The 25,996-nt window shown below is 37.6% G+C and carries 20 protein-coding genes and 1 riboswitch; of the genes, 7 read left to right on the forward strand and 13 right to left on the reverse strand.

Translation table 11 applies throughout. The features are described 5' to 3' along the window. Positions 1 to 16 precede the first annotated feature (16 nt). From ABVM52_RS03765 to ABVM52_RS03800, 8 genes are all read right to left on the reverse strand, one after another. Complete coding sequence (locus ABVM52_RS03765) at positions 17 to 1,291, reverse strand: O-acetylhomoserine aminocarboxypropyltransferase/cysteine synthase family protein (RefSeq protein WP_405383864.1); 1,275 nt, start codon at positions 1,289 to 1,291, stop codon at positions 17 to 19. Between the two features lie 114 nt (positions 1,292 to 1,405). Beyond that, positions 1,406 to 1,509, reverse strand: a riboswitch (SAM riboswitch). A 328-nt stretch (positions 1,510 to 1,837) separates the two neighbouring features. Beyond that, positions 1,838 to 3,460, reverse strand: a complete 1,623-nt coding sequence (locus ABVM52_RS03770) for a sulfatase (RefSeq protein WP_405383866.1) — start codon at positions 3,458 to 3,460, stop codon at positions 1,838 to 1,840. 80 nt (positions 3,461 to 3,540) lie between these two features. Further along, positions 3,541 to 4,302, reverse strand: a complete 762-nt coding sequence (locus ABVM52_RS03775) for a hypothetical protein (RefSeq protein ID WP_405383868.1) — start codon at positions 4,300 to 4,302, stop codon at positions 3,541 to 3,543. Positions 4,303 to 4,312: 10 nt separating this feature from the next. Next, a complete protein-coding gene (locus tag ABVM52_RS03780) occupies positions 4,313 to 6,256 on the reverse strand; it encodes a CocE/NonD family hydrolase (RefSeq protein WP_405383870.1) in 1,944 nt (647 codons plus the stop codon). Positions 6,257 to 6,661: 405 nt separating this feature from the next. Next, positions 6,662 to 6,949, reverse strand: a complete 288-nt coding sequence (locus ABVM52_RS03785) for a hypothetical protein (protein WP_405383872.1) — start codon at positions 6,947 to 6,949, stop codon at positions 6,662 to 6,664. Positions 6,950 to 7,164: 215 nt separating this feature from the next. Beyond that, the gene (gene metK, locus ABVM52_RS03790; RefSeq protein WP_405383874.1) at positions 7,165 to 8,421 is read right to left on the reverse strand and encodes a methionine adenosyltransferase; all 1,257 of its coding nucleotides are present in this window, start codon (positions 8,419 to 8,421) and stop codon (positions 7,165 to 7,167) included. 259 nt (positions 8,422 to 8,680) lie between these two features. After that, a complete protein-coding gene (locus tag ABVM52_RS03795; protein ID WP_405383876.1) occupies positions 8,681 to 11,362 on the reverse strand; it encodes a carboxypeptidase-like regulatory domain-containing protein in 2,682 nt (893 codons plus the stop codon). A 40-nt stretch (positions 11,363 to 11,402) separates the two neighbouring features. After that, the gene (locus tag ABVM52_RS03800; protein WP_405383878.1) at positions 11,403 to 12,257 is read right to left on the reverse strand and encodes a GLPGLI family protein; all 855 of its coding nucleotides are present in this window, start codon (positions 12,255 to 12,257) and stop codon (positions 11,403 to 11,405) included. 194 nt (positions 12,258 to 12,451) lie between these two features. Here ABVM52_RS03800 and ABVM52_RS03805 point away from each other — a divergent pair, with 194 nt between their 5' ends. The 3 genes from ABVM52_RS03805 to ABVM52_RS03815 are packed head-to-tail and all read left to right on the forward strand — an operon-like array spanning position 12,452 to position 14,652. After that, positions 12,452 to 13,066, forward strand: coding sequence for a deoxynucleoside kinase (locus ABVM52_RS03805; protein ID WP_405383880.1), 615 nt, complete (start codon positions 12,452 to 12,454; stop codon positions 13,064 to 13,066). A gap of 22 nt (positions 13,067 to 13,088) precedes the next feature. Beyond that, a complete protein-coding gene (locus tag ABVM52_RS03810; RefSeq protein WP_405383882.1) occupies positions 13,089 to 14,063 on the forward strand; it encodes an aminodeoxychorismate synthase component I in 975 nt (324 codons plus the stop codon). Then, complete coding sequence (locus ABVM52_RS03815; protein WP_405383884.1) at positions 14,047 to 14,652, forward strand: aminotransferase class IV; 606 nt, start codon at positions 14,047 to 14,049, stop codon at positions 14,650 to 14,652. The genes ABVM52_RS03810 and ABVM52_RS03815 overlap by 17 nt, the downstream gene beginning before the upstream one ends. Here ABVM52_RS03815 and ABVM52_RS03820 read toward each other — a convergent pair. Then, positions 14,645 to 15,646, reverse strand: coding sequence for an App1 family protein (locus tag ABVM52_RS03820; RefSeq protein WP_405383886.1), 1,002 nt, complete (start codon positions 15,644 to 15,646; stop codon positions 14,645 to 14,647). The genes ABVM52_RS03815 and ABVM52_RS03820 overlap by 8 nt on opposite strands. A gap of 220 nt (positions 15,647 to 15,866) precedes the next feature. On the opposite strand from ABVM52_RS03820, the gene ABVM52_RS03825 reads away from it, so the two are divergent. After that, complete coding sequence (locus tag ABVM52_RS03825; RefSeq protein WP_405383888.1) at positions 15,867 to 16,571, forward strand: energy transducer TonB; 705 nt, start codon at positions 15,867 to 15,869, stop codon at positions 16,569 to 16,571. Positions 16,572 to 16,639: 68 nt separating this feature from the next. On the opposite strand, the gene ABVM52_RS03830 is transcribed toward ABVM52_RS03825, so the two are convergent. The 4 genes from ABVM52_RS03830 to ABVM52_RS03845 form a co-directional block, all read right to left on the reverse strand. Further along, on the reverse strand, positions 16,640 to 19,063 hold the full coding sequence (locus ABVM52_RS03830; RefSeq protein ID WP_405383890.1) for a sodium-translocating pyrophosphatase: 2,424 nt from the start codon (positions 19,061 to 19,063) through the stop codon (positions 16,640 to 16,642). Positions 19,064 to 19,177: 114 nt separating this feature from the next. Continuing rightward, positions 19,178 to 19,705, reverse strand: a complete 528-nt coding sequence (locus tag ABVM52_RS03835; protein WP_405383892.1) for an inorganic diphosphatase — start codon at positions 19,703 to 19,705, stop codon at positions 19,178 to 19,180. A gap of 72 nt (positions 19,706 to 19,777) precedes the next feature. Next, complete coding sequence (locus tag ABVM52_RS03840; RefSeq protein WP_405383894.1) at positions 19,778 to 22,279, reverse strand: DUF5686 family protein; 2,502 nt, start codon at positions 22,277 to 22,279, stop codon at positions 19,778 to 19,780. Positions 22,280 to 22,383: 104 nt separating this feature from the next. Further along, positions 22,384 to 23,361 (reverse strand): pyruvate dehydrogenase complex E1 component subunit beta, encoded by a 978-nt coding sequence (locus ABVM52_RS03845; RefSeq protein ID WP_405383896.1) that lies wholly within the window; start codon positions 23,359 to 23,361, stop codon positions 22,384 to 22,386. 172 nt (positions 23,362 to 23,533) lie between these two features. Here ABVM52_RS03845 and ABVM52_RS03850 point away from each other — a divergent pair, with 172 nt between their 5' ends. From ABVM52_RS03850 to ABVM52_RS03860, 3 genes are all read left to right on the forward strand, one after another. Then, positions 23,534 to 24,274: an electron transfer flavoprotein subunit beta/FixA family protein gene (locus ABVM52_RS03850; protein ID WP_405383898.1), complete on the forward strand. Its 741-nt coding sequence runs from the start codon at positions 23,534 to 23,536 to the stop codon at positions 24,272 to 24,274. Between the two features lie 31 nt (positions 24,275 to 24,305). Next, positions 24,306 to 25,274, forward strand: coding sequence for an electron transfer flavoprotein subunit alpha/FixB family protein (locus ABVM52_RS03855; RefSeq protein WP_405383900.1), 969 nt, complete (start codon positions 24,306 to 24,308; stop codon positions 25,272 to 25,274). A gap of 86 nt (positions 25,275 to 25,360) precedes the next feature. Further along, positions 25,361 to 25,990 (forward strand): bifunctional nuclease domain-containing protein, encoded by a 630-nt coding sequence (locus ABVM52_RS03860; protein ID WP_405383902.1) that lies wholly within the window; start codon positions 25,361 to 25,363, stop codon positions 25,988 to 25,990. Positions 25,991 to 25,996 lie beyond the last annotated feature (6 nt).

Raw genomic sequence — 25,996 nt, forward strand, 5'->3', positions numbered from 1 at the left:
TTTTACCGTATCTAAATTAAAGGCTGGCAAATGCCTGCTCTAGATCGGCTTTTAAATCTTCTATATCTTCTAGACCAACTGACAAACGAATTAAATCTTGACCTACGCCCGCTCCTTCTTGCTGCTCTGCAGTCAATTGTTGGTGCGTGGTACTTGCTGGGTGAATGATCAGTGATTTGGTATCACCAATATTCGCTAGCAATGAGAATATTTTAGTCGCATCGGTCAACTTCTTAGCAGCTTCGAATCCGCCTTTTACACCAAAAGTAACCAATCCACTTTGTCCTTTTGGCAAGTATTCTTTTGCCAATTCGTTGTACTTATTGCTCTTCAATCCTGGGTAATTTACCCATTCCACTTCCGACCTGCCTTCTAACCATGCTGCTAATTCTAATGCATTTGCACTGTGTTGCTTGATACGTACAGGTAGTGTTTCTAATCCTTGTATGATTTGGAATGCGTTGAACGGACTCAAAGCTCCACCAAAATCACGCAAACCTTCCAAAATCAATTTAAACGTAAATGCTGCTGCGCCTAATGCTTCGCTATATACCAAACCATGGTAACCTGCAGAAGGCTCCGTAAATTCAGGGAATTTCCCGTTGGTCCAATCAAAGGTACCGGCATCGATAATAGCGCCACCTAACGAGGTTCCTTGTCCGCCAATATATTTTGTCAATGAATGTATCACCAAGTTTGCCCCATGTTCAATTGGGTTTAACAATGATGGAGTAGCTACGGTATTATCTACTATAAATGGAACACCAGCTGCTTTAGATTCTTTTGAGATCGCTTTCAGATCCAACACATCTAACTTTGGATTCCCTAGGGATTCTACAAAAAATGCCCTTGTATTATCTTGTACCGCTTTTCCAAAATTTTCAGGATCAGAAGCATCTACAAAAGTTGTTGTAATACCAAATCTTGGCAAGGTAACATTCAACAAATTAAAAGTACCACCATACAAACTGCTCGATGCCACAATGTGATCACCTGCTTTTAACAAGGTCAATAAACCAGTAGAAATTGCCGCTGTACCCGACGCAAAAACCACTGCACCGATACCACCTTCTACGGCAGCCAATCTATCTTGTAATATTTGGTTTGTAGGGTTGTTTAAACGTGTGTATATAAAACCCAGTTCTTTAAGGGAAAATAAGTTTGCCGCATGATCTGTATCATTAAATACGTAAGATGATGTTTGATAGATTGGTACTGCCCTTGTACCACCATTGGTAGTTGTGTCGTGACCTGCGTGTAAAGCGTTTGTTGCTAATTTGTGATTACTCATGATTTTGTTGTTTTTAAAATTTTTTAATATTTAAAAAGCCCATCCTAACCACACCTAAAATGTGAGTAGGTAAAATCAAAAAGTTATAAGAAAGTATTTCGAGAAATTCGATTACTGTTATCCTTCCCCTAAGGGTAGAATGTAGCACCTTCTTTGTATGGAACAAAGGGTTGCTAAGGTTTCAAAGGGTCTAATCCCTCCACCTTTCTTGATAACTATTCAATACGTGTGTGAACTTTGAGCTACAAATATAATGGCAGAAAAATGTAAAAACCTAGTATTTTATGAAAAATATATAATTCTAGGCGATGTTGTTATTTTTTTATGGATCATAAGACAACTTGAAACCTCATCAGCCACGAGGTTTCCGATACATTTTTGAATATCCGTTGTTCTACCTATAAAAATACTTGAATCGACTTACACGTTTTAACATAGACCAATGTGTTCCAGATAAACAGATAGCCGCACTTTGATCGCTATGACTGAAAATGAACAACCGTCATTCGAAAACGAGTAACAAGCAACGAATAACGATTAACGAACCTATTTAATCATCCCAGCACTCTTGTACTTCTCAATATATTGTTGATCTTGTTCTGGGGAGTCTTTGTATTTTTTGCGAAGTGCCACCAAATCTTTCTTCAGCTTTTTAACGGTATCGGCATAAGCTGGGTCGTTATAAACGTTGTTCATCTCCTTAGGATCTTTTAATCTATCATACAACTCCCATTCATCTACGTCATAGTAGAAATGCACCAATTTAAATTCTTTGTTCACGATACCGTAGTGACGTTTTACCATATGAACCGACGGATATTCGTAATACTGATAATACACCGCATCACGTGTCCACTTGTCTTTTTCCCCTTTCAATAACGGAATTAAACTTTCTCCTTGCATATCACTTGGCGGAGTGATGCCTACCGCTTCCAACATGGTTTGTGCAAAGTCTAAATTCTGCACCATTTCATTTTCTACAGAACCAGGTGCCACTACATTTGGCCAACGTACCAATAACGGAGTTTTGAATGATTCGTCATATATAAACCGTTTATCGAACCAACCGTGTTCCCCTAAGTAAAATCCTTGGTCAGAGGTGTAAATTACAATGGTATTTTCTGCTAATCCGCTTTCATCCAAATAATCCAATAATCGACCTACATTATCATCTACCGAGGAAATACTTCCCAAATAATCTTGCATATAGCGCTGGTACTTCCATTTCATTTTCTCGGTATCGTTCATTTTTGGCCAATTGTTGTAGAAGAAGTCATTGATGGAATCTAACACCGGATCGTACAATGCTTTTTGTTCTGCAGTGGCACGGTTATACGGACCATAAAAACTATTTGGATATTCTTCTATTACCGGAAAAACCTTGCCCTCCATTTTTGCCAGGGTCTCTGGTCTAATTTTACTATCATGACTATACATCATGTGTGTCAACAAATTCATTTCTGCCGTTTTTGCTGCCGTACCCCTATTGCTGTAATCATCAAAAAGCGTTTCCGGCTCAGGGAAAGTTTTTTGTGTAAATTCCTTGAACTTATCCGCACGAGGCCACCATGGTCTGTGAGGTGCCTTATGCAAGTACATCATCATAAACGGTTCGTCATTTGACGCTTCTTCTTTTAACCAGTCTAACGACACATCTGTAATAATATCGGTTACATACCCTTGTTTGGTAATGGTATCGCCATTCGTGACTATAAAATCAGGATTAATATAATGCCCCTGACCCGGCAAAATCATAAACTCATCTACCCCTTTTGGGTTGTTCCCAAAATGTAGCTTTCCAAACATGGCTGTCTTATATCCGTTCTTTTTAAATATTTGCGGAAATGTCACCTGTGTAGTATCGAACGGAAAGTAATTATCTACTTTTCCATTAATATGTGTGTGCTTACCCGTTAGAATAGTAGCTCTTGATGGCGCACAGATAGAGTTGGTAACACTGGCATTGGTAAACAACATCCCTTCTTTTGCCAAACGGTCAATATTTGGAGTCTGGAGCAATTTGTCATCATACGCACTAATGGCTTGGTACGCATGATCATCTGACATGATGAAAATGATATTGGGTTTTTTCTTTTTGCTTTTTTGGGCTTTCGCATTAGTAGGTAGCAGGAAAAGTACGCCTGCTAGGACTAGAATTAGATTTTTCATTTTGGTTGATGTTGTTGTTCGTTGTTGGTTGTTGGTTGTTCGTTTTGACTTGTATTAAAAGTAGGGATAATTATAACGTATTACTTAACATCACAATTTAGAATTAACTTTATATATCGTAATTCTGGAGGTGACAAAGGATATTTAGGCAACTTATTTACATTCAATAAATCCAAATGCACCTTTTCAGTCTCATTCATTAATTCGAAGAATAATTTTCTATTCGCACTTACGTATTTTCTGATCTTTTGGTTATAAAAAACATTCATCTTTTTATCATATTTATCTAACAGATCTTCCAAATCTATAGAATCAAAAATATTCTCCAAAAAATCCAAAGCTCTTTTCAAACCTTTCCAATTAGGATGTTCAACTATTTGGATTTGTAAATATGTCCGAAATTCATCAGTTTGAAATGATTCAAACCTTACATCTTCAGATACAGTATATTCAGCATGGCTTCTCAAAGGAAAATATTGTTTGTGCATTGTAAAATTTCTCAATTCCTTTATAAAGCAATGAAATGAATCTTCTAATCGTCCCACATTATGAATTTCATTAAAAATTGTAGCACTTGAAAGTAAATTGTGAATTTTAGCGACTAAAATTCTTTGTCGAAAATGTCTTCTTACCGAGTCTGATGTTAAATTAACTTCATTAGAATAAAATTCAACTAATGCCTTCTTCCAACTAATGTAATTGTGCTTGTAAATAAAAAATGAGTTCCTAATTGTTTGTATTGTTTTGAAGCATTTATAACCATCAGAATTTCTTATTTCTATACTTCTTTTTTGCGATGTCAATATAATATGAACTACATCTCGGTTAAAAAAATCATCCATAATTAAGATTTTACTCCAACACAGAAAACTCAATACTAGAATCCGTAAACACGGTATGCGTTTGGGTTTTAAAGTCTTGTTCGTCAGCTTCAAAGATATTGTCTACATAGGTCTGCGGATTTAAATCTATTAAAGGAAACCACGTACTCTGTACTTGCACCTGTAACTTATGCCCTTTTTTAATGGTGTGGAAAACGTCTTGTAACTTTATAGTAACATCGGTCTTTTCATTGGGTACAAACGGCTCTGGCTCGGCAAAACTGTTTCTAAAACGCCCTCTCAACACCTCGCTACGTACCATTAAATGATAATTGCTCATTTTCAAATGGTCTTGCATGCCTTCGTAGTTTGGTTCGTCTGCTGGGTGAACATCTATTATCTTTACAATCCAATCTGCAGCAGAACCTGTAGTCGCTACTTTCAACTTCGCCAAAATATCACCCGCCAAAGTCATATCTTCTTCCATAACCTCGGTCTCAAATACCAAAACATCACCGCGTCGAGCTGCAAAACGCTGATCGTCTGTCATATATTTTCTTGGCGTAAACACCGTTTTAATATCTTCAGAATAAGGTACCGGTTTTTTGATATCACTAACAAATTTCACCTCTTCTACTCCTTTAGGTTCAGCGGTAAGTTCTTGATCGGGAGACAAATACATATCTTTTTTCACTACACCCGCCGGTGGCCATGTGTCATAGGTTTTCCAATCTTTTCTACCAGTATCAAAAACATAGGCTTCCGGCAGCCCACTATCTTTATCCCCATCTCCTTTCAAGAAATGATCGAAGAACTTGGTTTCTATATTTTCTTGGAAAAACTCAGAAATACCGTCACCAAAGTAATAATTACCCACGGTATTCTGCCCTTTTCTTCGCGCCCATCCACCGTGATCCCAAGGTCCAAAAACCAGGGTGTTGTAATTTTGGGCATTGTATTTTTCAATGTTCTTATAGGTTTCTAAAGGTCCGTACAAATCTTCGGCATCAAACTCGCCAGCAACCACCATAGTTGCTACGGTTGGTTTTACATCTTTTAAATGCTGAATCAACCCACGGCTTTGCCACATTTCATCATAATTAGGGTGTTCTTTAAGCTCGTTCCAGAAATAATCATCTGTAACCCCTTCTTTTGCCATACGCGGCGTATCTGCAGTTTCGTATTCAAAAAAACGGTCTAAATTTTTCAGCGGACCTTCATCTAAAAAGAATTGATACTGATCTTCCGTTGGCAAATCAGGCAATGTATACCATGCCGTATCTATCGGTTTATCTCCATCTGGTCTTGGCGTACCAAATAATGATGTTGCCCTAAAATAGCTCAATAAATACGCTCCATTATGGTGAAAATCATCAAAAAAGAAATCGGCAATACTTGCCTGTGGTGAGGCTGCCTTTAATGCCGGGTGGGCATCTACCACAGCATAGGTAGAGTAAAAACCAGGATAGGAAATTCCCCAAATACCCACATTACCATTATTGTTTTCCACATTGTTTACCAACCATTCTATAGTATCATAAGTATCTGAACTTTCATCAATATCTTGATCAGTTTCTTTATTGGGAATATAGGCACGCATATTTTCATAGTGACCCTCGCTTAGCCAACGGCCACGTACATCTTGATAGACAACGATATAACCATCTTGCATCATGTGGATATTGGGACCAATCTTTGTTTTGTAATTACCCTCTCCGTAAGGCCTAGAACTATACGGTGTTCGCTGCATGATAATAGGATATTCTTTTGAGGTATCTTTTGGCGAATAAATGGTAGTGTGCAGTTTAATACCATCTCGCATGGTGATATCTACTTCCTTTTTGTTGTAGTTATCTTCTACGTAGGTATCCGAGACTTCGGCATTGGCTGTTTTAGGGGCAGTTTTTCTACAGGAAACAAGTACTGTAGCCAATAAAATAAAAGTGAATAAGTGTTTGATCGTAAACTTTGGCATGTCTTAAAGGTTTGATGTCTTAAAACTAAGAAAGTTTACAGGTGTACGGAACAAAAAAGGGATGAATTTTAACGGTATATTACGTTAGGTACACTTCTCTAAATTTATTGTACCAATGTAAAGCACCCTACAATTGATGCCTCATAATCCCAAAATATTAAGGCATGATGCTGGGGTTTGGGAAATGTATTTATAAAAAAAGAGCGACTTGTAGGTGAGTCGCTCTTTTTAAAAATGGTAGTAATTTTCAAAACATAAGTATCTTTTTTGCCAAAAGAAGCATTCCGGAAAAAAACTCATTCCGATACACTTTCATGTCCTGATTTTGGTTAAATGTGGTTTTCATTTGGGATTGTTTTTAGGTTAAGAAAAATTTGGGGAAACTTTTATATTCAATGGGCATTATTATTCAAATTCAAGAACTGCTATTTTATCATGTTGAAGGGCTTTTTCCTTTATCCCGATTTTATCCCATTTTGGGTCATCATCGGTATTAAAAACATGAATTTTAACGTCTACTTCAGGTACTTGTACCGTTGTTTCTTGGTCAAAAATCATAGATACATCTTTTTTATGCGTTGGCGTGTTTATTAAATATCCAGAAATTAAATCTGTATCCTTAGCACATGAACCGGCAAAGACACATAAAACAAAAATCAGGGCCAGCCGAAAAACTTTTAAAAAAGTGGTCATAATTAAAGAGGTTAAGTTTTAGATAACGATTTGGGATTCGTTTAATCACATTTCAAATATATGTAGTACATTTCTTACATTTTATTTTTTGTGGTGAAAGTGGCCCAACTTGTTGTGAAAACAAACTACCTATGTTTTTTGTGCCAAATAAACCAATTCAACCAACAAAAAAAGCGGCCCTATGGCCGCTCTATATTTATGTGAAAATGGAAAATTTAAATTTTAAAAGCTGATTTAATCTCCGCTACCTTGTCTAACTTCTCCCAAGTAAACAATTCCACTTCTTTTTCTATACGTCCGTTATAAGGAGATTCAAATACTTTCGTAATTGTAACGGGCTGTTTACCCATGTGGCCATATGCAGCGGTCTCCAAATATATAGGGTTTCTTAATTTTAACCTATCCTCTATGGCAAAAGGTCTCATATCAAACAATTCTGCCACTTTTCTGGCAATTTCGCCATCACTTAACCCTACTTTAGAGGTACCGTAGGTATCTACATAAATAGAAGTTGGTTCCACAACACCGATCGCATAGCTAACCTGTACCAAAATTTCATCTGCAACACCTGCAGCCACTAAATTTTTTGCCGCATGACGTGCCGCATAAGCCGCACTACGGTCTACCTTACTTGGATCTTTACCACTAAAAGCACCACCACCGTGGGCTCCTTTACCACCATAGGTATCAACAATAATCTTTCTTCCCGTTAAACCGGTATCTCCATGTGGTCCTCCAATTACAAACTTTCCGGTTGGATTGATATGGTATTTGATTTGATCATCGAACAATTTTTGGGTGTCTTCTGGCAACTGTGCCTTGACCCTAGGGATTAGAATGGAAATAATGTCCGACTTTATTTTCTCCAACATTTTTTCATCATCCTGATCAAATGCGTCATGTTGGGTAGAAACCACTATCGTATCAATACGTTGTGGCTCATTGGCATCTGAATACTCCAAAGTTACCTGGGCTTTGGCATCGGGCCTTAAATACGAAATCTCTTTACCCTCACGTCGCAATTCTGCCAAGGTGTGTAAAATCTTATGCGATATATCCAAGGCCAACGGCATGTAGTTTTCTGTTTCGCTGGTTGCATAACCAAACATCATACCCTGGTCACCCGCTCCTTGCTCTTCTTTATCTCCACGATCTACACCTTGGTTTATGTCCTGACTTTGTTCATGTATCAATGAAATAACCCCACAAGAATCTCCACTAAATTGATATTCCCCTTTGGTATATCCTATTTTATTGATGACTTCACGTGCAATGTTCTGAACATCCAAATAGGTATTACTGCGTACTTCACCGGCCAATACCACTTGTCCTGTGGTCACCAATGTTTCACAAGCAACTTTACTTTCTGGGTCAAAGGCCAAAAAATGATCCAACAAGGCATCACTAATTTGATCCGCAACTTTATCCGGGTGTCCTTCACTAACAGATTCTGATGTAAATAAATATGGCATAACAAACTTTTTATTCTTAAAAGGATTTGAACTTATGCCGAAAAAGAAGTATGATGTGATATGGTATCAGCATCAACTGCTTTAGCATTTTTTTGTCTATACCCGTAGGTTAAAACAGAGGTTGCAATCAGTCAAATCCCTCCTCTATATTTTAATTCAGCTGCAAAAATAGAAAAAATGTTCTGTTCCCTATCTTAATACCATGTTATTTATTGACACAATTCAACAAAAAGACCATTGCCTTATTAAAACATAAGCCCTACAAGTCATATTTAATAGATAGCAATACATAACGAGGCTGTACAAAATATGCCTGGGTACTAAAATAAAGTTCATTGGTACTATCTCTATTAAGGGTGGTAGTATTTAAAAGATTGGTGCCCTGTATTCCATATTCCCAATGACTGTCCTTTTTCTGATAACTAAGGTTGGCCCCCAAGAAACTATAGGTATTGGTTATGGTATCTTCTTTATCATTATAGTTATAATAATCATAGTCCAGATTAAAAATAAAGTTCTTTAAAAAACTGGCATCTAAGCGGGCATAGGGCCTTTTGGTATAAAATGTTGTTTCCAGTCCACCATTCTCATAATTATTTATCGTATACCGGTAGCCCAATTCCAAATTGGGTGCACTTTTGAAATTGGTAGATAAAGCGGTTGTATAGTTCTGCGTTAGTGAGTTTGAGGTACGTTGTATATTATCTACCACATTATTGGTCGTAGACCAACTTAAATTACCCTGTACCGATGCCTTAATCTTACCAAAAGTACGTTCGTATTTACCATTGGCACTAAAAGATTCATCTGCGAAATTAGAATTTATGGTACTGCCTACCCTATTGATACCCACAATATTTACACCATTCTTTAAGGCATCTATTCTTTTGGTATACGCCAAATTTGCAAATATATTTGTGAAATTGAACATATTGAAACTAAAAAAATTAAGGGATACGTTATGGTTCAATGCACTTTCCAATTCTCTATTTCCACTGTACAATGAATTATAATTGTTCAATACATATCCTTGGGCAAAATCACTAACATCCGTAAAAGAACGGGTGACTTGATAATTAAAACGAAGATTTTCAGATTTTTTTAGCTGTGCATTTATGTATATATCTGGTAATAACGATGTTAAATTATCTTCGACCACAGTACCCAATTGCTCATTTTTTACATTAAACCGATGCAAGGTTACACCCGGGTTAAAAGTAAAAATCCCCGAAATAACTTTATAATGTAAGCCGGCATACACATCTGAAACATGAAACGCCACATCATTGCTAAACGCATCACCGTTCATATTTAAAACATCTTTGTTATCTAAAATTTGAAATATATAAGAATTGAAATTTTGATTGCTCTGGGTAGTACCCAAGGTTAAATTGATATTGCTCTTACTACCAAGCACCCTATAATAATCCACTTTTGCATCTACCTTGTTCGTTACCACCGTTTTTGCCTGATTGATGTTGTACATGGCCTGATCTTCATCAACAGGAAAAATATCAACAAATGCAAACTCATTACGTATAGCTTCATAAAAAGGGTCTTCGTCTTGATAGAAATGTTGCGCTTCTACAGCAAAAATATTCTTTTCATTAAGCGTGTAGTAGACATTTAAGTTCTGGTTTACGGCCAAAGGTTTTTGCTTTTTCTCTTCTATTATTTCATCTGTAATTGACGAAACGGACAGTACATTGACCTCTTCGGTATCATCGGATTGCTTTAAAAGGGCGTCATAATCTAATTGAAAATCTTCATTAGGTTTATATCTGGCACTTAATTTTGCTAAGCCTAAATGTATGGTCTGGTCTGTATTATTAGTGGTACGCTCTACATCATTACTTGCTATGTATGATATGCTTCCTTCAGATTTCATGAGGGTGCCGGTATAGGAATATATACCAAAACCACTTAGGTCAAGACTTTCTGTAGGTGCGTAGCTAAAATTTGCCGCCGCAAACTTGGTGTCAATATCATTGGCCCTATTATTCTGGGACGATGAAAGACCTAAACCATCTACACCGGTGGCTATGGAGCTGCCCACTCTTGAATTCAAATTTCTAAATCCACCTGTAAAATTCCTATAATCGCTACGTGTAAAGGGCACTTCCCCTATATTATTTGCATCCGTTATAATGTTAATGCTGTACTTGGGACTGTAATAAAATAATTTAGGATGTGCCAAATACCGGTCTTCTGGTCCATAACCTGCCGTAATTTCCCCAAACCAAAAATTCTTTTTTCCCTCTTTTAACTTAATGTTGAGCGCCACATTATCATCATCATTGGTAAGGCCCTTCATTTGCGACACCTCATTAAAATTACGCAATACCTCCACCTTGCTTAATGCATTGGCCGGTATATTCTCTACCGCCAACTTACTATCGCCGTCGAAAAAGTCTTTTCCCTCGACCATAACTTTGCTAACCGTTTTGCCCTCAACCTCAATTTGGCCATCATCATTAATTTCTATCCCGGGCAAGTTTTCAAGTACATCTTTCAACTTTTTTTCAGTTCCAGAAACAAAGGAATCCGTATCATATACAATTGTATCGCCCTTAACGGAAACCGGCATTTCATACGTAACATCTACCTCATCTAATTGTGCCGCCTGTTCATATAATACAATTTCCTTGACGGCGTTATTCTCCTCTGCCGTAAAAGTAAAAGACTCTGGTTTATAGCCAAGGTAGCTGACCTTTACCGTGTATTGCTCACCTGTTTTTAACTTAAGTTTAAACAGGCCGGCATGGTTTGTAATACCATAAGATTCCAAACCTTGTGTAGCAGTGTTAATGGCAATAACATTGGCCATATCCACACCTACGCCCAAACTATCCTTTACGGTACCGGACAATATAATTTCCTGAGCAAAGGCCATCTTAGAGACCACCAAAAGCAATAGGGTTAAAAGCACTTTATTTCTCATGTTTTCCCTGTAAATTAAAATGTATTATAAAGCACTCTTGTTAATTTGGCCTTCCACCACCACGACCACCACGATTCCTAAAATTCTCTCTCATTTCTTTCATTTTTTCCTGCGCAATTGTGTCGTATTCTTCTTGGGTTACCCTTTTTCCTTTGTTGGGTGCTTTAAGCTCAATTTTATCCGAAGGGTTTAAGGTAATCTCAGAACATATAATGGTAGTGATATCATCATTGATCGCAAGAATGAGTCCAGGGAGTCCCCAATACAGACCCGGGCCATGGTTTATTGGAATTTCTGGAGTATACCAAGCAACAATCTCTACCTCCTTAATGGTAAACTCTTCTTCTTTAGTCTCGCTATCTTTACTTTCTTCTCCCCTTCCCGGTCTTCTAAATATGGCACGCATATTAGGCCGTTTTATAGTCTTGGTAGCTGTTGCCTTAAATGCCATATAATTACCTATCTGTTTAGACTCGCTACCCATTTTCCAGTCTAACGCCTGTAGTTCATCATCAATCAGGAAGATTTTACCTAGAAGTTCATTTTTTACCAAATACCTCCGCTCCTGAATATTTTTATATAAATCGCCATCAGTTCCTGTCATTGCTCCAAACCTTGGACCACGACCACCACCTCTTTCGCCGGGCTGTTCCAACTTTTCCTCCTCTTTATAAATAGATGCCGTTTTATTGAAGTTGAGCACATAGGTTTTTTCATTGGCCCTTTTTATACGCTCTAACATTTCTTTTTTTCTATCCTCTGGAATATTTCTATTGCCAAAATCAAAATTTACCTGAGTTTTACTTTGATAAATTGCTTTTCCTTGAAAGTCTTGAGCATGCATATTTATACTGATGCTTGTTATAAACATTCCTAATAACCATGTATATTTCATTCCTAACTAATTTTAATACCAGTAGGACTCTTTAATTTTCTTTTGGTTTAACAGTACCTATGTTAATTAATTACAAAGCCCTAATTTTTTTTAGTCATATAACAAATATGTTTTTACTTCCTGTAGTTATCTTGTATCTTGTACCATTCTTAAGAATGGCTTAAAACAACACAACCATATAATTAACTTATTCTATGCACATAGCAGTTGCCGGAAATATCGGTGCAGGAAAAACGACCTTAACTAGATTACTTGCAAAACATTATAAATGGGAAGCTCATTTTGAAGATGTAGTTGAGAACCCATATTTAGACGATTTTTATAATCAGATGGAACGCTGGAGCTTTAACCTACAGATATATTTTTTAAATAGTAGGTATCGCCAGATTTTACAGATCAAAGAAAGTGGCAAGGAGATCATACAGGACCGTACCATTTATGAAGATGCCCATATATTTGCGCCAAACCTGCACGCTATGGGGCTTATGACCAATAGGGATTTTCAAAACTACACTAGTTTATTTGATTTGATGGAGAGCTTGGTTGACCCGCCAGATTTATTAATCTACTTACGTAGTTCCATACCCAATTTGGTAAAACAGATTCATAAAAGAGGCCGTGAATATGAAAACACCATATCCATTGATTATCTAAGCCGTTTGAACGAACGCTATGAAGCTTGGATACATGGGTACCAAAAGGGTAAATTACTTATCATAGATGTTGATGACTTGGATTTTGTAGACAATCCGGAGGACCTTGGCACCATTTTAAATAAAATAGACGCTGAAATTAACGGTCTTTTCTAAAGCATAATTAAATATTCCCCCTTTGAACAATTTTGAGAATAAGGTCAACAACTTCCTTAAAAATGATGAGCCTTTTATTTTTATCATTGATTTTCAAAAATCAGAACAATTGGCCTATTCATATAAAGAAGCGGCCCAGCAAAATATTTATTTCAATATAAAAGGGGTTAGCAATGACCAGGATTTACCATCCTATACACCAACCAAAACACCAATTGCTTTACATCCAAAGCCAATTAATAAAAAAGTATATTCTAAAGCATTTAATGCGGTAAAGCAAGAATTAAAAAATGGCAATAGCTTTTTGTTGAACCTTACATTTTCTACTCCCTTACATACCAATACCCCGCTCAAGGACTTTTACTTTAATTCAGCTGCTCCATATAAATTGTGGTATAAGGATAATTTCGTTGTTTTTTCTCCTGAATGCTATATTAAAACCCAGGGTGATACTATATTTTCATATCCAATGAAAGGGACTATCAATAATGAATTACCCAATGCAGAAGCACTACTGTTATCAAGCAAAAAGGAACTATATGAGCACAATACCATTGTAGACCTTATCCGTAATGATTTATCCATGATCGCCAAAAAGGTCAAAGTCAATAAATTCAGATACATTGAAAAAATAAAAAAAGGGTCCCAAGAACTCCTACAGACCAGTACCGAAATCCAGGGTAATTTACCTTTAAATTGGAAAACCAATTTTGCCGAACTACTTTTAAAAACTTTACCCGCAGGTTCCATAAGTGGGGCTCCTAAAAAAAAGACCATAGAAATTATAGAACAGACAGAAAGTATGCCTAGAGGTTTTTATACAGGTATATTCGGTATTTTTGACGGTAAGAATATTGATAGTGCCGTTAGTATACGATTTATAGAAAAAAAGAATGGAAAATTATCCTATAGAAGTGGTGGCGGCATAACACACTTAAGCACCCTAGAGGAAGAATACCAAGAACTTTTAGAAAAAATTTATGTACCCATTATTTGAGTCAGTGCATATTAGTAATGGCAAAATACAAAATGGCCTATACCACGAAAAAAGATTCACTAGCTCCTATATAAAGTATTTCAGCAGCAAACCCACCTATTCTCTTTTCGAGGGTATTTCTATATCAAATTTAGAACCTTATGTAAACCATAAACTTAGAATAGCATACGGCTATAAGGACAAAGTATGGAAAATTACACCGTACACCAATTCCTTACCCACCACACTACAACTCGTTCATGACAATACCATATTTTACGGACTTAAATTTAACGACCGTGAACAATTAAATGCCCTTTATAAACAAAAAAATACTGCCGATGATGTTTTAATTATCAATAATGGTACTATTACAGACGCAACATATTCCAATATCCTGTTTACTGATGGCAAAGGTATATTTACCCCCTCTACCCCGCTGCTAAATGGCACATGTAGAGCTAGATTATTAGCGGATAACATTGCTCAACCCAAAATAATTACCCCAGCAGATTTACAGGATTACCAATATTTTCAGCTAATAAATGCCTTAAATGATTTTAATACATCTAGATGGATACGCATTGAAAACATTTTTCCACCTAAATAAAGCCATGCTCCTTGGCATGGGCAATGGCCTCCTTTGTTTTATTGACCATAAGAAAAGGGATATCCTTAAAATCAACAAAGAGGTTTTCAATTCTGGCCATACGTTTGGCATCGTTTACACTTCGTAGGTAAATTGCTTTAATCCTACCCGGAAAAAGAGCGGATATTTCCTGATATATATCTCCATCCTTTTCACCACTATCGCCTATTAAAATAAAAGGAAGTTCAGGATAAGCATTTAGAAGATTACTAATTTCCCTTTGTTTTTGGGGTTTTTCATCGTTCTTTTTTCGCATTCTAAAACTGGCCATACTGCGTAATAGCAACGGACCTTTGGGAAACTTATTCGTTTTTAAAAAAAGCTCAAGATAACGGTACAAGTTCCAAGGGCTATGACTTACATAAAAAATAGGATTGGCCTCTTCCCCCGTTTTTCCATTATGTAACTTCATATAAAAATCAGATGCGCCATCTAATTGCCTACGCTTGGTGGCCCTTTTAAACATGGTGTTGATAATAACTTTCCATTTTAACGAGGATACCACACCTGTATGTAAAATGGTGTCGTCTATATCACTAATTACACCAAATTTGGCATGTTTATGGGGAATAAGCATTTCTCCGGGAAATTTATTCTTTAAGAGGATTTCCCGTTTTAAATTGGTGTCCGTAAATGACAGTTCAAAATTTACCCATCCTTCTTCGTTGGCCAGATCATGTAAACCATTAATCTGCTCATCTATTAAATAATAACCATCATCATCTGTAGTTCCTTGTACAGTTTCCCCATTGGGCAGGGTAATTTTTATAGCGGTATTCCTAATTTCATCGGTTTCGAATCTTTTCCATGTATTTTGCATAAGATTAAAGATTCCCTTTTGATCTAAATCAATCTTCTCATCTTCAATAGCACGGCCTCTAACGTACAATCTGCTTGCACTCCCGTAGGACTGAAAATTGATAATCTGCAGTTTATCTTTCTTAAAAATACCCATGGTGTTAAAATTACGGTCTTTCAACAACCTTTAAAATTTTTATTGCAATAAATACAATAATTAAGCTACAATCTAATCTTAAAAGGTTAAAACAGGTATTGAAGCATGTTTTTACTCATTGAAAACTACCATACACTCATTACCCATTGTACAGCGCACTCAACATCAATAGCTTTAAACTATAATCGTACTTGTGTATTACAAGTCTAAAAATATAATTATGAAACCAAAAAAAAATCCGCAACAAGACCTCAACAAGAAAAGTGCCACCTACTTCGTTTTTGGACTACTTATGGTATTAGCAATGACCTATGTAGCCTTGGAATGGAAAACATTTGACCGCTCTCATTATGATAGTATCAGTATGCATAAACCTGACCTGGATATAACAGAAGAACCCCCAATATTTCAATTAGAGGTGCCGCCACCACCAAAACCACCTGTACTCCCAGTTGAAATTGAAATAGTGGATGACACTGACCCTGTAGAGGAAACAGACGTTATAGCCATTGAAGTCAATACAGAGACCGAAGTTGTAGACGTTTCTGAATTTGAAGTCATAGAAGAAGAGGAAGAAGTCAAAGTTATTTGGAAAACTATTGAGGAAGTACCCGTTTTCCCCGGGTGTGAAAATGATAAAGATAAACGCGCCTGTTTTAACAAAATGATGCAGAAACACATTAAAAAGAATTTCAGGTATCCTGAACTAGCACAAGAATTAAATCAACAAGGTAGGGTAAGTACCCAATTTATGATCAACAGAGATGGTAGTATTGGAGCTATACAAAAAAGAGGCCCACATGAAATATTGGAAAAAGAAGCAGTACGCATTTTATCTAAACTGCCAAAAATGAGTCCAGGTAAGCAACGAGGGAAAGCGGTACCCGTTTCATTTTCCATCCCAATAACATTTAAACTGCAATAACATCAAGACATAAAAAAACCATCAGCAAAAACTGATGGTTTTTAAATAGTTAGGGTAACCCGTCCTAACTACTTATTGATTTCTACTTTTTCTATAGTCACTTCCGTGCTAGTTCCTTTTTTTTCAATACTGGCTTTTTCAAACTTTTTTAATTGTGTTTCTACTTCAGCTTTCGTACCGGTATATACTTTTTCCTCTGTGACAGATTTACCATTAACCATGGTTGAATAAGTGACAATGGCCTGGGCCAAATCCTCATTTTCCACATTCATTTCTATAGTTACCTCCTTGGTATCTTTTGACATAGCAACACCATCTTCCGTATGTCCGCCTAATATTGGTGCTATCACCAAACCGATCAAGCAGGTCAACTTTATCAAGATATTCATAGAAGGACCCGAGGTATCTTTAAACGGATCCCCTACAGTATCACCGGTAACGGCCGCTTTATGGGCCTCTGAACCTTTATAGGTCATTTCACCATTGATCTCTACTCCCGCTTCAAATGATTTTTTAGCATTGTCCCAAGCACCACCGGCATTGTTTTGGAAAATTGCCCATAACACCCCTGATACTGTAACACCGGCCATATAACCACCCAACATTTCTGCAATGGCCAATTTATTCATACCAAACAATAATGGGGCAAAAGCGATAACCAAAGGAAAACCAATGGTCAACAGACCGGGCAACATCATTTCCTTAAGTGAAGCCTGTGTAGAAATTGCCACACATTTATCATATTCCGGTTTACCTGTACCTTCCATAATACCCGGGATATCTTTAAACTGTCTCCTTACCTCCTGAACCATTTCCATGGCCGCCTTACCAACGGCATTCATAGCCAAAGCAGAAAATACCACTGGGACCATACCACCAATAAACAACATAGCCAAAACCGGAGCCTTAAATATATTGATACCATCAATACCTGTAAAGGTTACATAAGCTGCAAACAACGCCAAGGAAGTAAGTGCCGCAGAAGCAATGGCAAATCCTTTACCTGTGGCCGCTGTGGTGTTCCCAACAGAATCCAAGATATCTGTTCTTTCCCTTACAATTGGTTCTTGTTCACTCATTTCTGCAATTCCACCCGCATTATCGGATATTGGCCCAAAGGCATCAATTGCCAATTGCATTGCCGTAGTAGCCATCATTGCAGATGCCGCCAACGCCACACCATAAAAACCTGCAAATGCATAGGATGCCCATATGGCTCCTGCAAATAATAACACTGACGGAAATGTAGATATCATACCCGTTGCCAGACCGGCAATGATATTTGTACCAGCTCCTGTTGATGATTGTTGAACGATCTTTAAAATGGGCGATTTACCTAATCCCGTATAATATTCAGTTACCGATGAAATAACGGCACCTACTATTAAACCTACCAAAGTGGCATAGAATACGCGCATTGAGGAAATTTCCTGAATTCCCTCTCCAAAAAATTCCATTTGCATGGTCTCTGGCAACATCCACGTTACCAATGCAAAACAAGAAATGGCCACTAGTACAATAGATGTCCAGTTTCCAATATTCAACGCCCCCATTACTTGTGCTTCCTTAGCTTCGTTATTTTTAATTTTAACGAGCATGGTCCCAATAATGGAAATGATTATACCTGCACCGGCAATTGCCATAGGTAATAAAATTGGGCCAATGCCCCCAAAGGCATCAGATATATTACCACCCATATCCTTAATGACATAATTACCAAGAACCATTGCTGCAAGAACCGTAGCAACATAAGACCCGAATAAATCTGCACCCATACCGGCCACATCACCTACATTATCACCTACATTATCTGCAATAGTTGCCGGATTACGTGGATCATCCTCCGGTATTCCTGCCTCTACCTTACCTACCAAATCCGCTCCCACATCGGCAGCCTTTGTATAGATACCTCCGCCTACACGCGCAAACAAAGCAATGGATTCAGCACCAAGGGAAAAACCTGCCAAGGTCTCTAATACAATAGTCATATCCATAGTGGAGGTCCAAATTCCCCCCATAAAAAACTGAAAAAACGCAATAAAGAAAATTGTTAGCCCCAATACTGCCAAACCTGCCACACCAAGACCCATAACCGTACCGCCACCAAAAGATATTTTCAAGGCATTTGGCAAACTGGTACGTGCCGCTTGTGTAGTCCTAACATTTGTTTTGGTAGCAATTTTCATTCCTATGTTCCCCGCATATGCAGAAAAAATAGCCCCAAAAATAAAGGAGACCACAATTAACCAATGGGTAGTTGGAACAATAAAAGAAACTATGGCAAGTAAAACACTTACTACTACTACAAAAATGGATAAAAGCTTGTACTCCGCACTTAAAAATGCAAGGGCGCCTTCATAAATGTAATCTGAAATTTCTTTCATCTTACCATCTCCAGCATCTTGTTTCATTACCCAAGATCGCTTAATACCCATGTAAACCAGGCCTAAAATTGCCATTGCAATTGGCATATAAATCATTAGTGACTCCATTTAATCTTCTATTAGTTAGTTATAAAATTAGCCCGGCTAAAGTAGTAAATTAGAATAGAATAAAAAAAGCCACTTTTTATTACAAAAAGTGGCTTTTAAAACTATAATCTTTGCTTATATGACAAAAGTACGTTTTGCCTTATGTTCACTTTCATTATATCGCTTAACGCATTCTTGATAAATTTCGATTGCCTCCTTGGAATCTCCCCAGCCACCGGTATCTACTTTTTTCTCCTCTAAATCCTTGTAAACCTGAAAGAAGTGTTCTATCTCCTTTAATCTATGCGGATTTAAATCGCTGATATCGTTATTGTTACTCCAAATTGGGTCTGAAACCGGAACACAAATAATTTTCTCATCCGGTCCTTTTTCATCGGTCATATGGAACACCCCTATTGGTTTTACCTCCATAACCGTCATGGGGTAAGTAGGTTCTGTACCCATTACCAATACATCTAATGGATCCTTATCCAATGCCAAGGTTTCTGGAATAAAACCGTAATCGCCTGGGTACATCATTGAAGAGAACAACATACGATCAAATCGTATTTTATGCAATGCAAAGTCGTACTCGTATTTATTTCTACTTCCTTTTGGAATCTCTATTAACACATCAAAGGTCAATCCTTTTGCTGCTGCCATATTTCTAATTTATTTATTAGTTGCTGTGAATGAAACGTTAGTTATTAGTTATAATTGTAAAATTTAATCGAATTAAAAGACAAATCCAAACGTACCCGTTACCCCAAAGGGACGTGCATCTGGATTATCCAAGTAATTACCCCTAAAATTAAAATCCAATCTAAATACCTTAAAGATATTACCTATTCCAAAAGAATATTCATAATAGATTTTTTCCGAAGGAGCCCTTAACGGGGTATTTATTGTTGCAGGTGCACTTAATGCCTTATTGGCATCTGACAGGTCTCCCCATACACCTCTTATAGCCACTATTTCACGCAGGTTCATTTTTCTTAAAAAAGGTATTCTTGAGAAAAAGCGACCATTAAAATTATGTTGTAAATGAACCGATGCATACGTATCCGTCACAAATTCATAAAAGTCCAAATTGGGAAACGAACCATAGTTAGAGAAAAAAGTTTGGTTACCCGGTACCACGCTTAAAAGCCCCAAAGGTACCTCTCCAAATGTTTTGCCCAACTCTACTGTACTCATCAACCTGCCAAAACCCCCTAATTGCCATGGTTGGCTATATGAAAACTGTAACTTACTATAATCAAAATCACTTCCCAATACTCCCTTAGAACCTTTGGTGAAGTTCAACAACAGGGTACTATATGTGTCGTTTACATCTCTCCTTTCTACCCCATACCCAATAGTTTTCTTACCCGGGGTATATAATAACAGGGCATTGAAATCAAATTGTCTTATTTCCGAAGAAATCCCGGTAGGTGATTCATTGTCTACATAGTCCAGGCTAAAATCATTGGGCAAGGCAGAGCTCAATGTCCTAAAGGTTGCCCCCATGGACACTTTAAAGTTGTTCAAGGGCTCTATTTCAAAATTAAGAGCACTTAAATTAATGTTCGTTAACCTATTATTGGCCCCTACGGTCAATAAGGACGATGAGGCTATACTTCTACCAAGCACATCATTGGTTGCCGTTAAACTTACCCCTAGCTGCTCAATATCCCTGCGGTTTCCCCCGGAAATAATGAACCTACTATTTCTATCTATTAAAAATTTACCGGCCAGACCGTGTTTAAATTTATGGTCGGTAAAGCCGTAGGCGGTATACCCCTCTATTCGCCAGGGATCGTTTTGACCAAAATAGGTTCTAGCACCAATTCGTACACGGGGTCCTTCTGCACTGTTATATCCAAAAAAATCATACACAGAACCCAAATCCAAATTCCACTTATCTATCTCTACATAACCCGAACCTAAGATACTGACTAGATTGTAATACGATTTAAATTTTGGAACGGTTTTAAGGGTATCCAATAAGGTATAAATTCCTTTTTCGTCTTTATTCAAGGATTCCAACCTATTTTTTTCCCAAAATTCATCACCCTTGATAATCTGATTAACGTCTAATGGATTACGGTCTTTCTTATACACCTCACGCGGTCTAACTACATCAAATTCATAATTATCGTATACCGTTGTTCGCTTTCCATACAAGCCCCTGGACGCTTCTTTTTTATTAAAGCTAAAATCGCTCAACATGTAATCCCGTTTTAGCAGAAAAACAGAATCGTTCAAGACTTCAAAATCTTGCTCAATATAAATTTCCTTTACCCAGTTGATATTGGCACTCTTAGTTACCTGAAGGTTGATGTTCTTGATTGCATAGGTAGAATCGTTCACCCAAAAATCGCCCTTAAAGGTCAATTCATTTTTACGTCTTGGATAGTACACAATATTATAGCACCATTTATTGTCTATAAAGGCACTATCGCGCAAGGCATAATTATAAGTATCTATACCTGTTCTTGATAGCGGACTGGTAAAACTCTTGTCAAAAAACTTGAGGTAATTATTATAGACATCATACTCTTGGTACAGGTCTTTTACAAAGGCAATGATAGCCTGGTTATTTTCAAAGCCGGAGTTCTTATTGCCCAGAATATCTTCCTTTTCCTCTTTTAGTTTATTATCACCATATACCTTGGAAAATGTTTCGTTCAGAAAAATGGGCAAGTAGGTTTTCCCCGTAATGCGGGAAGTATCCAAATCCTGAAAAACAAATTCTAAGCCTTTAAATACTTTGCTTTTTATCAAAGCGCTATCTATGGTATTTAAATCAAACTCAACCTTTTCATACTTATCAAAGGCATATTGATTAAATTGCCTAACACCATTTTGGCGTTTCTTTGCCCAAATTTTACGTAAGATATCTATGGCAGGATTATTCTTTTTAGATTGTTTCCCCGCAATTAGAACAACTTCGTTCAATTGTTCTGCAGCTTCGCCCAATGTTATGGTCAAATCATACATGACTTTTGAGGTCAGCTCTAGCTCATGCTCCGTATATCCAATAAATGATACGATAAGCGTTGTGTAATCGGCATCAGATTCTAAATAAAACCTACCATCATCATTGGTAATGGTACCTTCGGTAGAATTCTTAAAAAACACGTTTGCGAAAGATACCGGCTCACCCAGCTCATCTACCACAATACCCCCTACTTTGGTCTGGGCACTTGCCATAAAACACAGCAAGCCTAAAATTGCAAAGACTATATCTTTCATAAATTTTCTTTGAGCTTAGATTAGTTGCCCACAAACATCATATTAATAAAAAAAGCTTCTCCAGACTTGGTCGGAGAAGCTAAGGTACTTTACAAAAATTTATATTATTTGTATAAAACTTTTTTAACGGCGTTAACTACGTCTTTAGCATTTGGCAACCACTCTTCTAACAAAACAGGAGAATATGGTGCCGGAGTATCCGCAGTATTTATTTTAGCGATCGGTGCATCCAAATAGTCAAAGGCATGAGCCTGTACATGATACGTAAGTTCCGTAGCAACATTTCCAAAAGGCCAAGCTTCTTCCAATATTACCAAACGGTTGGTCTTCTTTACCGATTTTAATACCGCTTCGTAATCTAACGGTTTAACGGTTCTTAAATCAATAATCTCACAGCTGATACCGTCTTTTGCCAATTCTTCCGCAGCTTTGTCCGCTTCCTTAATAATCTTACCAAAAGATACAATAGTTACATCTTTTCCTTCTCTACGAATATCGGCAACCCCTAACGGAATGGTGTAATCTCCTTCTGGAACCTCACCCTTATCCCCGTACATTTGCTCAGACTCCATAAAAATTACCGGATCATCATCTCTAATGGCCGCTTTTAATAATCCTTTTGCATCTGCAGGATTAGACGGCACCACTACTTTTAGTCCCGGGCAGTTGGCATACCAGCTTTCAAAAGCTTGCGAGTGCGTTGCCGCTAATTGACCGGCAGAGGCTGTAGGGCCCCTAAATACTATTGGGCAAGGAAATTGTCCGCCGGACATTTGCCTGATCTTAGCAGCGTTATTGATAATTTGATCAATACCCACTAAAGCAAAGTTAAAGGTCATGAACTCAATGATAGGTCTATTGCCCGTCATGGTAGAACCTACGCCTATACCGGCAAAACCAAGTTCTGATATTGGTGTGTCTATTACCCTTTTTGGGCCAAATTCATCCAACATACCCTTGGAAGCCTTATACGCACCATTATATTCCGCTACCTCTTCACCCATTAAATAGATAGACTCATCCTTTCTCATTTCTTCGGACATGGCCTCGGCTATAGCTTCTCTAAATTGTAGTGTTTTCATCTATGGAAAATATTATTCTGTGTTATATGCTAGAAAGCATGCAAAAATAGCAAATATAATGTCAATTAATAGAATGCGGTATTCAAAAAAAGTTATAAAATTTACTATGCATGCATAGTAAATTTGGAATTAAATGGTTATCTTCGTGGTCATTGATTTAAAGTTTATATACATGAAAATATTAGTTTGCATTAGTAATGTTCCAGACACAACTTCGAAAATAAATTTTACGGATGGGGACACGAAATTTGACACCAATGGAGTACAGTTCGTAATTAACCCCAATGATGAATTTGGCCTAACAAGAGCCATGTGGTTCAAGGAAAAACAAGGTGCCACCGTACATATTGCTACCGTAGGCGGACCAACCGTTGAGCCTACCATGCGAAAGGCTTTGGCCATAGGTGCGGATGAAGCTTTTAGGGTAAACGCTGAACCAACGGATGGCTTTTTTGTTGCCCAGCAATTGGCGGAGGTTGTGAAGAACGGCAATTACGACCTAGTTATTGGCGGCAGGGAATCTATTGACTACAACGGCGGCATGGTACCGGGAATATTAGCTTCTTTGACCAATATGAATTTCATCAACACTTGTATAAGCTTGGAGATTGATGGCGATAATGTTAGCGCGGTCAGGGAAATTGACGGCGGAAAGGAAAAATTGAGCAGCACCCTACCATTGGTCGTTGGCGGACAAAAAGGCCTTGTTGCCGAGAGCGACCTTCGTATACCAAACATGCGTGGTATCATGATGGCCAGAAAGAAAAGTTTGACCGTTCTTGAACCAGTAGACGGATTAACGACTACCGTTGACAAAAAATTTGATAAGCCGGCTCCAAAAGGCCAAGTAAAACTTGCCACTTCTGTTGATGAGCTGGTAGACTTACTTCATAACGAGGCTAAAGTAATTTAAACCTACTTGGGTTAAACTAAAAAAATATAACATGTCAGTATTAGTATATACAGAATCTGAAAAAGGAAAATTTAAAAAGAACGCTTTTGAAGTTGCATCATATGCGGCTGCAGTGGCAAAAATGATGGATACAACCGTAACCGCAGTGTCTTTTAACAACACAGAGAACGAACTTCTTGCGGATTATGGCGTATCCAACATAATGCATATCGCCAACGACGATCTTTCTACCTTCAATGCCAGCAGTTATTCAACTATAATTGGGCAAGTGGTTAAAAGTACAGAAGCCAAGGTTATTATTGTTAGTTCAAGCACAGATACAAAATATCTGGTACCTTTACTGGCAGGTAATTTGACGGCAGGCTATGTACCCAATGTGGTAGCGACACCTGATAGCGTATCTCCGTTTACCGTAAAGCGATCAGCGTTCAGTAATAAAGGTTTTGCGCATACACAGCTTGAAACCGAAATAAAAATTATAGGAGTATCCAATAACGCATTTGGCACACAAGAAAATAAGGTAGATGTAACGGTAGAGGCATTTACCCCATCTATGGACGGAATATCAAGTGCAACAAAATCAGTAGAGATCGACAAAGTTGTCGGGAAAGCCACAATTGCAGATGCAGATATCGTTGTGTCTGCTGGAAGAGGTCTTAAAGGACCGGAAAATTGGGGAATGGTAGAAGAGCTTGCAGATGTACTGGGTGCCGCAACGGCATGTTCCAAACCGGTATCTGACCTTGGCTGGAGGCCGCATGGAGAACATGTGGGCCAAACAGGTAAACCAGTAGCCAGTAATCTTTACATCGCCATAGGTATTTCCGGTGCCATACAACACTTAGCGGGTGTTAGTGCATCCAAAACAAAAGTGGTCATCAATAATGACCCAGAAGCACCATTTTTTAAGGCCGCAGATTACGGTATAGTTGGCGATGCCTTTGAAGTAGTTCCGCAACTGATTGAAAAATTAAAGGAATTTAAGACGCAAAACGGCTAATTTTTTGTTATTTTGCGCCCCTTGAAGGGCTGTTCAAGTAGTTGGAACCCCAAGTATTTTGAACAGCCTTTTTTAGTTAAAAATATATGAGTCTAGTACGATTAAAAATAAAGGGTATTTCTTACAGTCAAACTCAAAATGGCGCCTATGCGCTTATTTTGAATGAGGTAGAGGGTGACCGAAAGCTTCCTATTGTCATAGGCGCTTTTGAAGCACAATCCATAGCAATTGCCCTGGAAAAAGAAATAAAGCCCCCAAGACCATTAACACATGACCTGTTCAAAAATTTTTCCGATCGTTTTGATATTGTCGTCAAACAGGTAATCATTCATAAATTGGTAGACGGTGTTTTTTATTCCAGTATTATTTGTGAAAGAGAAGGTATTGAAGAAATTATAGACGCAAGGACCAGTGATGCCATTGCTTTGGCATTAAGGTTTCAAGCCCCTATTTTTACTTATAAGACCATTTTGGACAAAGCTGGTATTTTCTTAAAATTCTCCTCTAAAGAAAAGGAACAAAAAGAAAATGATGACAGTATTATGGTAGACGAGATTCTACAGGAAGGTGAAACCATTGAAATAGAATCCGGCGCATCGGACGGCTACACAGAGCTCACTAAAGAAGAACTTGATGCCGAACTAAAAAAAGCGGTCAGTAATGAAGATTATGAAAAAGCCGCAAAATTGAGAGACGAAATCTCAAAACGGAACTAAATTCAA

The organism is Maribacter sp. LLG6340-A2, from assembly GCF_045057105.1.
Taxonomy (GTDB): domain Bacteria; phylum Bacteroidota; class Bacteroidia; order Flavobacteriales; family Flavobacteriaceae; genus Maribacter.